Source organism: Nostoc sp. FACHB-280, assembly GCF_014697615.1.
GTDB lineage: Bacteria > Cyanobacteriota > Cyanobacteriia > Cyanobacteriales > Nostocaceae > Nostoc_B.
In genome coordinates, this window is the sequence record NZ_JACJSD010000009.1 from 1 (window position 1) to 15,441 (window position 15,441).

7 protein-coding genes are annotated in these 15,441 nt (G+C 39.4%); 5 read left to right on the forward strand and 2 right to left on the reverse strand.

The features are described from left to right. Nucleotides 1-1,120: 1,120 nt before the first annotated feature. Nucleotides 1,121-2,539 carry a nitrogenase iron-molybdenum cofactor biosynthesis protein NifE gene (gene nifE, locus H6G75_RS08675; RefSeq protein ID WP_190979546.1) on the forward strand — a complete coding sequence of 473 codons (1,419 nt, stop codon included), beginning with the start codon at nucleotides 1,121-1,123 and terminating at the stop codon, nucleotides 2,537-2,539. A 93-nt stretch (nucleotides 2,540-2,632) separates the two neighbouring features. On the opposite strand, the gene groL is transcribed toward nifE, so the two are convergent. Further along, nucleotides 2,633-4,273, reverse strand: coding sequence for a chaperonin GroEL (groL, locus tag H6G75_RS08680; RefSeq protein ID WP_190979547.1), 1,641 nt, complete (start codon nucleotides 4,271-4,273; stop codon nucleotides 2,633-2,635). A gap of 240 nt (nucleotides 4,274-4,513) precedes the next feature. After that, on the reverse strand, nucleotides 4,514-4,825 hold the full coding sequence (gene groES, locus H6G75_RS08685) for a co-chaperone GroES (protein WP_190979548.1): 312 nt from the start codon (nucleotides 4,823-4,825) through the stop codon (nucleotides 4,514-4,516). Between the two features lie 669 nt (nucleotides 4,826-5,494). Between groES and H6G75_RS08690 the strand changes: the two genes are divergently transcribed. From H6G75_RS08690 to H6G75_RS08705, 4 genes are all read left to right on the forward strand, one after another. Then, complete coding sequence (locus H6G75_RS08690; protein ID WP_190979549.1) at nucleotides 5,495-7,087, forward strand: FAD-dependent oxidoreductase; 1,593 nt, start codon at nucleotides 5,495-5,497, stop codon at nucleotides 7,085-7,087. 205 nt (nucleotides 7,088-7,292) lie between these two features. Next, complete coding sequence (locus H6G75_RS08695; protein ID WP_190979550.1) at nucleotides 7,293-8,552, forward strand: MFS transporter; 1,260 nt, start codon at nucleotides 7,293-7,295, stop codon at nucleotides 8,550-8,552. Between the two features lie 222 nt (nucleotides 8,553-8,774). Then, entirely contained in the window at nucleotides 8,775-14,330 is a 5,556-nt protein-coding gene (locus tag H6G75_RS08700; RefSeq protein WP_190979551.1) for an ATP-binding sensor histidine kinase, read from the forward strand. A gap of 715 nt (nucleotides 14,331-15,045) precedes the next feature. Beyond that, nucleotides 15,046-15,396: an STAS domain-containing protein gene (locus H6G75_RS08705; RefSeq protein ID WP_190979552.1), complete on the forward strand. Its 351-nt coding sequence runs from the start codon at nucleotides 15,046-15,048 to the stop codon at nucleotides 15,394-15,396. The last annotated feature ends 45 nt before the right edge of the window (nucleotides 15,397-15,441 follow it).

A 15,441-nucleotide genomic window follows, 5' to 3' on the forward strand; every position in this document is an offset into this window, starting at 1 on the left:
AACGGGTTCAATTGATATTAGCTCAATTATCTTCTGAATTAGTATCCTCTTTGACCAGTTATGATTTCATCCTTGAAGCTCTTTTCCATCAAGCTTTATTCTATGCAGGTTCATAGAGAATTGGTATAAGAGCAAAATCTGTTGGAGCCGCAAATCTCTCCCAGCCGACAATTGACCCAGGATGGTGGCTAAGAATCATAGTTGAAATTGTATATATTTTCAGATTGCAAAAAAATTTTACACTATAATACGGTTAATCGATAGATTTAGTGATATATAGATATTAAGGCGATAATAACGAAGATTTGAATTTTTATTAAGTTTAGGAAAAATACTTGTATAAATTGTTTTAAAAAGTTAATAATCAGCCAAAATGTAGACTTAATTAAGTTTAAATACTTAATAAAAAAGTTCTTCTCAACCATTCGTTAATAAAAATCTCTCTGGCTTATTGAAGTAAGTAGATATCGAAAAACTATTGATTTTTACAAATTAAATTTTGCTTTAAAAATATCAAGAAAATAATTTTCCGCAGAATTATTAGCTATACTAATATTTAGTAAAACTAATATTTTTTAAGCCTGATAGTATTTTCTATTTGAGTAAGTTACATCTGTTGTCAGTGAGGAGCAAAGATGTAACTTGTAGAATAGGAAAATCTTCTAAGCAGTCTTAATAAAGATACAGGATGCGTCAGAAAAATTACCTGTTTTATCTGTAAGTAAAGTGTTGTCTTTTTACTACCAATTATTGCTGTTCAACTGTGCTTAATAACATCTATAAAGATGTGTAGCCTAGGCATCCTATTTGATTTCCGAAAAAATTTGATTACTGCGAACTTTGTAGTAGATGCGTTACGCTGTCGCTAACACATCCTACTGGCGCGGCAAGCCTTAAATGTTGCATGATAAATTTCTTGTGGGATGGGCTTCTAGCCCGTCCGGTGCGGGCAGGATGCCCACACCACAAGAGTTATTTTTATGCCCTATTTTAGCCTTGCCACGCCACTACGTACAGTTCAGAAATCAAATATTAGTCCTACAGCTAAGAAAAAAAGAGAATCATAATCCTAATTTCTCAATCTTGGCTGTTTTATATTCCTAGTCAGAATGAGGGAACCATGAAAACTACTCAAGAAACAGCTTGTAAAGCTAATCAAAAAACACTCAAAGGTAAGAAAAAACTCACCTGCTCAAAACCACCACAACCAGGTTCAACTCAAGGAAACTGCCCTTTTGATGGAGCAATGGTTTCTACCGGAGCTATTACTGATGCTGTTCATTTAGTACATGGTGCTGTTTCTTGTACTCATAATCCTTGGGCGACTCATGGTAGCCTCTCATCAGGATCACAACTCTACCAAACTGCTTTTACTACTGATTTTAGTGAGGGTAATATCGTTTTTGGTGGAGAAAAGAAACTGTACAAAGCTATTTTGTATGTTGCTCAACACTATCATCCTGCGGCTATTTTTGTTTATGCTACTTGTCTGACAGCTTTGATTGGGGACGATATTGATAGCGTTTGTAAAATAGCTACACAACAAATTAATATTCCGGTTATTTATGTGAATGCACCTGGATTTCTTGGTAGCAAGAACTTGGGAAATCGCATCGGTAACGAAACTTTATTGAATTATGTTATCGGTACAGCAGAGCCAGAATTTACGACACCATTAGATATTAATATTGTTGGTGATTATAATGTCGCTGGTGAAACTTGGAATATTTTACCATTATTCCAAAAACTAGGGATTCGCGTTCTTGCCAAAATTACAGGGGATGCTCGTTATCAGGAAGTTTGTTATGCTCATCGTGCCAAATTAAATGTTGTGCTTTGCTCAAATGTAGCTATTCAAATGGCACAAACGATGCAAGAAAGTTACGGGATTCCATATATTGAAGAATCTTTTTATGGCGTAACCAACTTAAATAATTGCTTGCGGAATATTGTAGCAAAATTGAGTTTATCTTTAGAAGATAGTCTTGTAGCTCATGAGTTGCAAAAACGAACAGAAGATTTGATTGCTCAAGAAACTGCTGCTTTGGATATTGCTTTAACTCCATATCTTGCTGATTTAAAAGGTAAGCGGATTATTCTTTCTACTGGCGGCGTAAAAAGTTGGTCGTTGATTTTAGCAGCTAAAGACTTGGGAATGGAAGTTATTGCGGCTACAGATGGCAAAACAACAGACGAGGAGAAAGTAAAAATTAAACATTATCTTGGTGAAGATGGAATTGTTTTGTCGGACACAACTCCCCAAGCATTATTAAAGGCATTACACCAAACAAAAGCTGATGTTCTGATTACTGGAGCCGGTAATAAATATACAGCACTTAAAGCACAGATTCCTTTTTTAGATATTAATCATGAACGTCATCACGCTTATGCAGGTTACACGGGTTTAGTGGAACTAGCAAGGGAATTGCATGAAGCTTTGTATAGTCCTATATGGGAGCAGATTAGTAAAGCTGCGCCTTGGGATGAAAAATTCAGCTATGGCGAATTAGTAAGTGCAGAGACATCTGATTTAGGTTGATAAAAATGTAAATGGTCATTTGTCCTAACACAAAACAAATGACCATTACAATCAACTAGTTGGGGAAAATATAAAGAGGCGATCGCCTATCTATTAATAATCAAAGTCGCCACCGCCTAAGCCGCCACCAGGAGCAGCAGGAGCAGCATCTTTTGGTTCTGGTTTGTCAACTACAATGGCTTCGGTAGTCAACACCATACCTGCAATTGACGCAGCATTTTGGATGGCGGAACGTGTCACCTTAGCAGGGTCAACAATTCCAGCCACAAACAAATCAACGAATTCGCCAGTCGTTGCATCGTAACCGACATTGAATTCTTTCTCTTTGACTCGTTCTGCAATCACCGCACCATTTTGTCCGGCATTTTCCGCAATTCGTTTGAGAGGTGCAGCCAAAGCGCGAGAGACAATTAACGCACCAATTAATTCTTCATCTACTAAGTTAGCCTTCGCCCAGGTTTCCAACTCAGGAGCCAAATGCGCCAGGGTTGTACCACCACCAGGAACAATACCTTCTTCAACAGCTGCTCTGGTAGCGTTGATGGCATCTTCTAGGCGTAGTTTGCGGTCTTTGAGTTCGGTTTCTGTGGCTGCACCGACTTTCACGACTGCAACCCCACCAGCTAATTTCGCCAGACGTTCTTGGAGTTTTTCTTTGTCATAAGAAGACTCAGTTTCTTCGATTTGGCGGCGGATTTGTTCTACTCTTGCCTTGACAGCTTGCTCGTTACCTTCTGCTACGAGGGTGGTGCTGTCTTTGGTGATGGTGATGCGGCGGGCTTTACCGAGTTGGTCGAGCTTGGTAGCATCAAGTCTCAAACCAGCATCTTCGGTAATCAATTGTCCACCTGTGAGAATAGCAATATCTTCGAGGATAGCTTTACGGCGATCGCCAAATCCAGGTGCTTTGACAGCCGCAACATTCAACACACCCCGCAAACGGTTGACCACTAAGGTTGCGAGAGCTTCTTTTTCAATATCTTCGGCAATAATTACTAAGGGTCTGCCTTGACGTGCGACTTGTTCTAGAACTGGTACTAGGTCTTGTACTAATGTGATTTTCTTATCAGTTAACAACAAGAAAGGCTCATCTAGGACTGCTTCTAGCCGTTCTGCATCAGTCGCAAAATAGGGAGAAATATAACCCTTGTCGAAGTTTAAACCTTCTGTGACTTCCAGTTCGGTGGTGACTGATTTACCTTCTTCTAGAGATACTACGCCTTCACGACCAACTTTATCTAAGGCTTCGGCAATTAAAGCACCGACGACTTCATCATTACCAGCAGAAATCGCTGCAACCTGAGCGATCGCTTTGGAATCTTCCACAGGACGCGCGTGTTCTTTAATCTTATCGACTAAAAACCCTGTAGCTTTGTCAATACCACGCTTGAGTTGAATGGCATTTGCACCAGCCGCAACGTTTCGCAAGCCTTCTTTGACGATGGCGTGAGCTAATACTGTTGCTGTGGTTGTGCCGTCTCCTGCTGCATCGTTAGTTTTAGAAGCAGCTTGACGAATTAGAGATACACCAGTGTTTTCGACATGATCTTCTAATTCAATTTCTTTAGCGATGGTAACTCCATCATTAACAATTTGAGGTGCGCCAAACTTCTTTTCTAAAACAACGTTACGACCTTTGGGGCCGAGGGTAACTGCTACCGCTTCTGCCAGAATATCAATACCTCTTTCCAAGGCACGACGAGCATTTTCGTTGTAAATGATGCGTTTAGCCATAGTAATTTCAGTCCTTTTTAGATTGTGTAGGTTGATGATTTGTAGGACTTACGCACAAAGATTGTCTGTGGAGACTGGGTGTAAGGGTGTCGGGTGTGGGGTGTAGGGGAAGAGTGTTACGTTTGTAGGTCAGATACTTGAATTTCATTCTTTGTCTTACCGCCCTATACCCTTACACCCTCTCATCCAGCCAGATTGATTCGTGCTTTACAAGCGTGCCATTCGGGTAATAATGACAGCCTATGACACAATTGCCAAAATGTCCTTTTCTGACAACAGGACATACTCTTCTATGCCTAGCTTGATATCAGTGCCAGCGTACTTAGAGAACAGCACTTTATCGCCAATTTTAATATCAATAGTTTGATAGGTTCCGTTATCGTTGCGTTTACCAGGGCCGACGGCGACAATTTCACCCACCTGCGGTTTTTCTTTAGCACTATCAGGCAGAAGAATACCACCCGCAGTCTTTTCTTCGGACTCACTAATTTTGAGAAACACGCGATCGCCCAAAGGTTTAACGGTAGATACGCTCAACGCTATAGCTGCCATACAAAATTCTCCAAACTCACTTTTTTGAGGTAACTGTTCAATTCAACTGAGAGGAAAATTCCTCATAGGTATGGAGGCAGGAGTTGAAAGGCAGGAGGCAGGAGGCTGATTAGAGGAGGATTTAAACCCAAATAGGCGAGTCAAAAAGGCTTTATTCTTAATTCAAAATTTTCCCTTCTGCCTCCTGTCTTCTGCCCTCTGCCTTGCCCGAAGGGCAGTTAAACCCTAGGCATGGAATGGCTTCTGATTAAACTAACTAAGCAATAGCAAGTTAAATCAGAATTGCCGGTAGAGGAGTTAGTACAGTAAGTTTATCGAGTTACCGTACTTTGCTGTGTTAAGTATCATTTCACATAGTTTGAAAAAAATCAAGTAGCGCAGTAAAGCCTACATTCCCGGCATTACTTAGGATAGCTAAATATTTGCTTTACATATACTAAGTACTTGAATTTTTTGAATGGCAATGCAATACTGCTAAATTAACTACGTTAAATCGGTCAATAATTAGTATTTTAATGAAGCCTATGTAAGACTTGGAGAGCTAACTTTTCAGGTCTTCTAGAAATTATGCCTAGATGAACTTGGCTAGTTATTTATGTAACTTAGCCTCGCTCATTATCTGGGGAAGATTGCCCTTCCCCATTTCTTACTTTTCAAGGAGTAAATTTCATGAATAGTTCTACTCATCAAGACGCGGATGTTTTGATTATTGGTGGCGGCCCGTCTGGAACTTGGGCGGCGTGGAGTGCAGCCACCAGTGGCGCAAAAGTTGTGTTAGTAGATAAAGGTTACTGCGGTACAAGTGGTGCAGCCGCCGCATCTGGAAATGGCGTATGGTATATACCACCAGATCCCGAACAACGAGAAGCCGCAATGGCCAGTCGGGAAGCGATGGGAGGTTTTTTAGCAGATCGGCAGTGGATGAAGCGGGTATTAGACCGTACCTATGACAACATTAATTCTCTGGCTGACGAAGGCTATCGTTTTAGTGTGGATGCAGAAGGAAAAGTTATTCGTCGCTCTTTGCAAGGCCCAGAGTATATGCGGTTTATGCGGAGAAAGATTAAGCAAGCAGGGGTGAAAATTTTAGACCATAGCCCCGCTTTAGAGTTATTGGTGGATGCAGAAGGCGCGGTCGCTGGTGCTAAGGGGATTAATCGACAAACCGGGGAACACTGGACAGTGAAAGCCGGAGCCGTTGTGATTGCAACTGGTGGCTGTGCCTTCTTGAGTAAGGCTCTGGGTTGTAATGTTTTGACAGGAGACGGTTATTTAATGGCTGCTGAAGCCGGGGCTGATTTCTCTGGGATGGAATTTTCCAATGCCTATGCGATTTCGCCGGCGTTTTCTTCGGTGACGAAGACTCGATATTATGATTGGGCTTCTTTCACCTATGAAGATGGCACAGTGATTGAAGGTGCAGGTTCTAAACGCGGTCGTTCTGTGATTGCTAAGACTTTGCTGACTCAACCTGTGTATGCACGTCTCGACCAAAATATGGATGAAGCCACCAAAGCCTGGATGCGAGCTTCTCAGCCTAACTTCTTTGTAGTATTCGATCGCGCTGGGATAGACCCATTTACACAAAGATTCCCGATCACTTTGCGTTTAGAAGGAACTGTACGCGGTACTGGCGGGATTCGGATTACTGACCATACCTGCGCTACCTCAGTTAACGGACTTTATGCGGCGGGGGATGCGGCTACTAGAGAATTAATCTGCGGTGGTTTTACAGGTGGTGGTAGCCATAATGCAGCTTGGGCGATGTCTTCTGGCTATTGGTCGGGACAGTCTGCGGCTAACTATGCCCTGAGTTTGGGTGAAAAAGCTAACCAGCGCAGTGTTCAGGGCGTGGGTGCAGCCGGGTTACGTGGCGGTGGTGATCATCAATTCTCTGCTGAAGAAGCGATCGCCGCAACCCAAGCAGAAGTTTTCCCCTACGACCGCAATCTCTTCCGCAGCGAATCTGTATTAGGTGAATCTTTAGAAAGACTGGATAATCTCTGGCAAGAAATCCGCCATAGCCACACACCAGATGATAGTCAAATTGTGCGATCGCGGGAAGCCGCAGCGATGGTAGCCACTGCACGTTGGATGTACAACAGTGGTTTGCAACGCCAAGAAACCAGAGGGATGCACAAGCGGATGGATTACCCTCAACAAGACCCCAACCAACAATATCGTCTGTTGAGTGGTGGGTTAGATCAGATTTGGGTCAAGCCTGAGTCGATAGTTGCACAACGGGAATTAGCCACAGTGTAAGTGTTGAAGATTGAGGAAGGAATGAGGCTGTTGCTTGATTTCTTCCTTTTTTAAGCGCAGTCCCGATGAAACTTATTTCATAGCCAAGCATGAAAGAGCGAGTACTATGCTTACTCAGGACTCAGGACTCAGGACTCAGCACTTTCAACTTCAACATAGAGGGGCGCAGAGAATTAAAGAGTTTAGAAGTTGTGAAATCTTATACATGAAATTATTATCTTTATTTAAATTAAATCTTGATTTGCCTGCGTTGCGATCGCGTAATTATCGCCTCTATTTTGCCGGACAAGCTTTGTCGATGACGGGCAATTTCATGACGCAGGTAGCGGTGCTTTGGTTGGTTTATCAATTAACCGATTCGGCTTTACTGTTAGGAATAGCAGGCTTTTTTGGACAATTACCAGTATTTGCCTTAGCTCCAATTTCCGGGATTTTAGCCGATCGCTACAACCGCCATCGCTTGTTATTGTTATTTCAGATTGCCGGGATTTCTGTATCTGTAATTTTGACTGTCATCACATTTTTAGGTTTGGCTAATTTTTGGACATTGCTAACCTTGAGTACATTATTAGGTTTGCTCAAAGGCTTAGATGTGCCGGTGCGTCACGCATTTGTTAGTGATATGGTGAGTCGAGAACTGATGGCAAATGCGATCGCGCTCAATGCAGCCTTTCTCAATGGTGCGCGATTAATTGGCCCTGCTCTTGGTGGTATTTTGATTGCTAAGTTTGGCGCAGGCTACTGCTTTTTATACGATAGTCTCAGCTATATTGTGGCTATTTGGGCAATCGCAGCAATGCAAATTACACCCCGCACAGTGGAAATACAGACAAGCGATCCTTGGCGAAAGTTGCAAGAAGGGTTTCAATATGCTTATCATTTCTTACCTGTGCGTTCCATCCTGCTGTTATTGGCAACGGCTAGTTTAGTGGGTATGTCATATACAACACTTCTACCTATCTTTGCAGTCGAGGTTCTGCACGGGGGTTCAGAAACCTTGGGTTTTCTCACAGCCGCAGCTGCTATGGGTTCGGTGTTTGCTTGTGTTTATCTGAGTTTTCGCCAAAATATTGTAGGTTTAGAACGTTTAATTGCCTTTTGTCCGGCGATTATGGGGGTTGGATTTATTTGTTTCTCTATCTCTCAAGTCTTCTGGATTTCTCAGTTAGCTTTGGTTTTAGTTGGCTGGAGTTCTACACTCCAGGTAGCTGCAAGTAATACATTGCTGCAATTTATTGTCGAGGATAGTAAACGGGGCAGGGTGATGAGTTTTTATGCTATGTGTTTTATGGGTATGGCTCCTTTTGGTAATCTCCTCGCTGGAACTCTCGCCAATTATTTAAAAGCTCCTAATACTTTGATTTTAGGTGGTGTAATCTGTATTTTAGGTTCGTTGTTATTCATACAACAATTACCGCAACTAGTAAAATTGATTAACTTGAGGACAAAGCTAGTAGCAAATTAATTGACGATCATTATTCAGATTTGAATGAAATTAAAGATTTTTGGCATTCTGACAACGATATCTGCATTGGAGAATAATTGTGTTGGCTAATAAAGTTTGATGGTTCCACTTGTTTACTGCTAGTCAATCTCTATAGTGTGGAAGTAGCAATTTTTGCCTTAATGATAAAATTTTTTGTGTAGATGGGAATACTAAGCCTAGTATTTATATCAATTTGATACTATGCTGAGAATCCCCGGTTATAAATTGGGTAAAGAAATTTACAACGGTTCTAAAACTTTGGTTTACCGCGCTATCCGAGAGATTGATTCATTATCGACAATCCTAAAAGTGCTGAAGAACCCTTATCCAAGCTTTAATGAACTGGTACAGTTTCGCAATCAGTATACTATTGCTAAAAATCTCAACTATCCCGGAATTATTCAAACTTACAGTCTGGAAAATTATGAGAATAGCTATGCGTTAGTCATGGAAGATTTTGGGGGAATTTCGCTGCGGGAATGGCGAACTAAAAGTCAGGAGTCTGAAGGTGGGATAAGTGTAGGATTTCTGAAGGAATTTTTACAGATAGCGATCGCACTATGCAATTGTTTAGATATACTTTATCGAGAATCTATTATTCATAAAGATATTAAACCCAGCAATATATTAATTAATCCTGAAACTCAGCAAGTTAAATTAATCGATTTTAGTATTGCATCTTTATTACCACGAGAAACTCATACTATCCTGAATCCCAGTGTTTTAGAAGGGACACTAGGTTATATCTCACCAGAACAAACAGGGAGAATGAACCGGGGAATTGATTACCGAACTGATTTTTATTCTTTAGGGATTACTTTTTACGAATTGCTCACAGGCGATTTACCATTTCAATCAAATGATCCAATGGAGTTGGTACATTTTCACATTGCCAAAAAAGCGCCTTTACTCAATCACATTAATCCCCAAATACCAAATTTACTTGCCGAAATTGTTAACAAACTGATAGCGAAAAATGCCGAAGATAGATATCAAAGTGCATTAGGACTAAAATTCGATTTAGAAAATTGTTTAAATCAGCTAAATTCTACTGGAAAAATTCAAAGCTTTGAAATTGCTCAACAAGATGTATGCGATCGCTTTATTATTCCTGATAAACTCTATGGCAGAAAAGCAGAAGTAGAAACTTTGTTGCAAGCCTTTGATAGAGTTAGTAATGGCGCAACAGAAATGGTATTGGTTGCTGGTTTTTCTGGTATTGGCAAAACCGCAGTTGTCAACGAAGTTCATAAACCAATTGTGCGCCAACGTGGTTATTTTATTAAGGGTAAATATGACCAATTTCAACGGGATATCCCGTTTAGTGCGTTTGTGCAAGCGTTCCGAGATTTGATGGGACAATTGTTAACTGAAACTGATGCACAAATACAGCAATGGAAAAGCCAAATATTAGCCGCCGTTGGCGAAAATGGACAAGTAATTATTGAAGTTATCCCCGAATTAGCCAGTATTATCGGTGAACAGCCACCCGCCATAGAATTATTCGGAACAGCAGCCCAAAACCGCTTTAATTTATTATTTCAAAAATTTACCAAAGTTTTTACCAGTGCAGAACATCCTTTAGTCATATTTTTAGATGATTTGCAATGGGCAGATTCAGCATCATTAAAGTTAATGCAAATATTAATGGCTGATACAAATCATCTTTTGTTAATTGGTGCTTACCGAGATAACGAAGTTAACCCAGGTCATCCCTTAATATTAACTTTAAATGATATCCAAACAACGAAAGTACTCATTAATACAATTACTTTAGCTGCATTGGATCAAGATCATATTAATCAATTAGTAGCTGATACTCTCAGATGTCCTGTAGATTTAGTCATAAATCTTTCTCATTTAATATATCATAAAACTAAAGGTAATCCATTTTTTACTACACAATTTATCAAGGCTTTACATCAAGATGCCTTAATAAAATTTGACGCGAACTTAGGCTGCTGGCAATGTGATATTACGCAAATTACAACTCAATCTTTGACAGAAGATGTTGTCAAGTTCATGAGTTCGCAACTGCGAAAACTTCCATTATCGACTCAACAAGTATTAAAATTAGCAGCTTGTATTGGGAATCAGTTTGATTTAGAGACTTTAGCAATTGTTTCGGAACAATCAGAAGTTGAAACGGCTACTGCTTTGTGGGCAGCCTTAAAAGAAGGGTTAATTTTACCGATTAATGATGTTTATAAATTTTATCAACAAGAGTCATTAGTTAATAGAGACACTTGGGGTAAGGTGGGTTTAGATATTGATGCAAGTAATGTAAATTTGGCATTAGAAAACAGTGAAGAACAGACAAATGAAGAAACACAAATAATAGTTGCCTATAAATTTTTACATGACCGTGTACAACAAGCAGCTTATTCTCTGATTCCTGACAATCAAAAACAAGCAACTCACTGGCAGATTGGTAAATTACTTCAGCAACAATTTTCAGAAGATGAGCAAGAAGAGAAATTGTTTGATATTGTTGGGCATTTGAATCAAGGTCAGGCATTAATTAGCCAAAAGAGCGATCGCCAAATCCTCGCCCAACTGAACTTAAAAGCCGGTGCTAAAGCAAAAACTGCCACAGCTTATGCTGCTGCGATTGCCTATTTAAACACTGCGATCGCACTTTTGGAATCTGACTGCTGGCAAACACAATATGAATTAGCCTTAGAAATACATACAGCAGCAACCGAAGCCAGTTATTTAAATGGTGATTTTGCCGGGATGGAAAAGTTTGCGGCCTTGGTATTGCAACAAGCCACAACTATCCTTGACAAAGTAAAAATTTATGAAATTCAAATCGCTGCCCAAACTTCTCAAAGTCAAATGTTAGCAGCGATCGCAGTTGGTAGAGAGGCTTTAAAACAATTGGGAATTGAATTCCCCAGCGAATTGGATGAGGTTCACATTGGCAAAGCTTTAGCAGAGGTAAACCAACAACTCAACAACAGAGAAATTGCCGAACTGATTAACCTACCCTTGATGAGTGAACCCACAGCCCAAGCTGCAATGCAACTGTTAGGAATGTTGTTTGCACCAGTGTTTCTGGGAAATCCCAGTTTACTGCCTTTGTTGGGTGCAACGATGGTGCGGTTGTCGCTAGAGTTTGGTAATGCACCTGCCTCAACGGTAGGATACGTAACTCAGGGTTTGGTACTGTGTGCCTTTTTCGGTGAAGTTGAAACTGGTTATAAGTTCGGGAAATTAGCACTCTCCCTATTAGATAAATTAAATGCTCAAAGCTGGCAATCCTGTACTGTTACACTGTTTGCTTGTTTTATTCAACATCGCCAACAGCAATTTTTAACAACCTTTTCCATATTAAAGGAAGCCCAGAGAACTGGTATGGAAACTGGTGATTTTCTCTATGTGGGCTATAGCATAGTAATTTATACTTTTACAGCACTGTTTGTTGGCGTAGACCTTAACACCTTGACCCTAGAATTTCCTACTTCTAATGCTGTTCTGGCTCAAGTTAAGCAAGATTCCGCGCGTGTTTATTTGGACATGATGCAGCAAACCGTCGAGCAATTGAAAGAAACCGTCAGTCAGCCAGATTGTTTAATTGGCAAGATATATGATGAAACAGTAATGTTGCCAAAGCACAAACAGGATAATGATCTTTCAGGAATCGCCTTTGTTTATGTTTACAAACTTTTACTGGCCTACTCTTATGGTAATTATGCCAATGCGCTCGACTACATTACTCAAGTCAAACCCTATTTAATGGCATTATCAGGGCTAATTCATTTTCCAGTTTTCCATTTTTATGCAGCCCTCACCCATCTAGCAATTATTTCCACACAATCAGAACCAGAGCAAATTCTCAGTGAGGTAGAAGTTCATCAAACAACTCTGCATCAGTGGGCGGAATCTGCCCCATTGAATTATTTACATAAGTGGCATTTAGTGGAAGCCGAAAAATGTCGAGTTCGCGGTCAAAAATTAGCAGCAATGGAACATTATGATCGCGCCATTACTCTTGCTAAAGATAACAAATTTCTCAACGAAGAAGCCTTAGCGAATGAACTAGCTGCCAAATTTTATCTTGGTTGGGGTAGAATAAAAATCGCTCAAGCCTATATGCTGGAAGCATATTACTGTTATACCCGTTGGGGTGCAAAAGCCAAAGTCATAGATTTAGAAAATCGCTACCCCTTACTACTAGTTACAATTCTGCATAAACAGCAAAGCTCTTTCAACGCAACAGAAACAATTATTTCCACCTCCTCAGAGAAAGTTGATAGTTCCAGTTTCAGTAAAAGTAATCTTTCAACCAATCTAGATTTAGCCAGCATTGTCAAAGTTTCGCAATCGCTATCTAGTGAAATTGAGTTAGAAAAATTACTTTCGACTTTACTAGAAGTCATACTCCAAAACGCGGGTGCTGATAAATGTGCATTACTAATGCCAAAAGGTAATTCCTGGTTTATTGAAGCACTTTATCAACTCGAACAACCCAGTTGCATTTTGTGTTCTCTTCCCTGTAATGATCATCAAACAGTACCCCTGAGTCTAATTAATCAGGTGAAAAATTCCCTGGCTTTAGCGGTGATTGAGAATGCAGTTACAGAACAAACCTTAGCGGCAGATCCTTATATATTGCAAAATTCGCCCAAGAGTGTGCTTTGTGCGCCAATTTTGAATCAAGGCAAATTGATTGGCATTTTATATTTAGAAAATAACTTAACAATAGGAGCATTTACCCGCGATCGCCTAGAAATTTTACAGTTATTAATTTCTCAAGCCGCCATCTCGTTAGAAAATGCTCGATTGTACGCACAACTAGAAGATAGGGTCAAAGAACGCACCCAAGAACTCAACCACAAAAATGAGCAGCTGCAAACAACCTTAAAAGAGTTACATCGTACCCAAACACAAATGGTACAAAGTGAAAAAATGTCAGCTTTAGGGCAATTAGTCGCCGGCATTGCCCACGAAATCAATAACCCCATTACCTTTATACATGGCAACTTAAATTACATTCAGCAATATACCAATGACTTATTACATATAGTAGATGCCTATCAAGACCACTATCCTCATCCGCCAGAAGCTTTAAATGCAGAAATCGAAAATCTAGATTTTAACTTTGTGAAAGAAGATTTACCGAATATTCTCAAATCTATGCACACAGGTTCTGAGCGCATTCGACAAATGGTTTTATCTTTACGTAACTTCTCTCGTTTGGATGAATCAGAATATAAAGCTGTAAATCTCCATGAAGGCATCGATAATACATTAGTCATGTTGCAATATCGACTGCAAGCTCAAGCTCATCGTCCAGCGATCGAAATTATCAAAGAATATGGTGAACTACCGTTAGTAGAATGCTGCGCTAGAGAAATTAACCAAGTATTTATCAATGTGATTGTCAATGCGATCGATGCTTTAGAAGAAAGGAGTCGAAATCTCGGCTTACAAGAAATTACAGCTAAACCAAATCAAATTCTGATTCAGACCCTCACAACCAAACAAAACCAAATCCAAATTATCATTGCCGATAATGGCGTTGGGATTTCAGAAAATATCCAATCTCGTTTATTTGACCCATTTTTCACAACCAAACCTGTAGGTAAAGGTACAGGTTTAGGATTGTCCATCAGCCATCAAATTATTACAGAAAAACATGGCGGTTCAATTCATCTCAACTCTGTATTAGGTCAAGGAACAGAATTTATCATTACTTTACCTATTAAAGCAGATAAACATCCTCTTGCTAACGTAGTGGTTGAACTTTCATGATCATCTTTGTCGGGTAAAACCTTAATTTATCAATCATTCTGGAATCAGATATAATTTTTTTGATTAACTGATGAAATAGTTTGTTCATCAAATCCATAGATTTTTATTTATAGTTTTAATTGTTACAAACAATCTAATTTCATAAATACTGGATTGCACATAATTTTCTGAAAAATTATAGATACTACCTGTGTAATTTCACCTTAATTTTTGTAAAAAATTATACTATTAATTTAAAAACCCTTCTGTTTGGTGTAATTCTGTGCTGTTTGCTACTTCGTTGATAAAGAGTTAGCAAAAACCATTCTCGAACATCGACGTTAAACAGCTAATTGCGGTATAAAGTATTTACCCAGAAAAAAGTAACTCCAATACAATTAATTTTTTCAGGACTTCTAAAGTTAATTGCTTTGACCGAATTACTTGCATTAGATATTTATAGAGATTGCAATTAATTCAGAGCAATATCAACATTGTTTCTATGAAGGCAAGAGTCCTTACGAAATATATAGGAATATGCCTCCTATAAAATACTGGCTGGAGCTACAGCTAGTATCAAAAAAATAACTACAGTTTAATTAGCCAAATTTTAGTTAGGCATCGATAGTATATTTTCCATGAAAATTATAGAAAATATACATCATATAACTGGTAATTGCTCAGGCTGTCACTTCTTCTAAGTAACTTGAACTTCTCAAAAAAAGGTAACTCATTTATGAACGGCAAACTTCGGCTAACAGTACTCGAACCAGCAGGGATTTTAGATAAAATTAGCGGCAATCAATTACATAATGAAATTAGCGCCCTGATAAACAACGGCACTAACATTATATTGATTGATATGCAAGGAATTAAGTTTATAGATAGTTCTGGCTTAGGTTATTTAGTGTCAGCAATGCAGATGGTCAGTAATGCTAATGCTAAATTATTTGTCTGCTCCATTAGTGATCAGGTTCAAATGTTGTTTGAAATGACTAAAGTGAATAAATTATTACAAATTTTTGTTGATAAAGAAGAATGTAAACGATACGTTTTAAGTACTTTAGCTCGGATGTCTTACAAGTAAAGATTCATGGTCAATATGCTATTCATTTGAATTGCAGCATTTTTA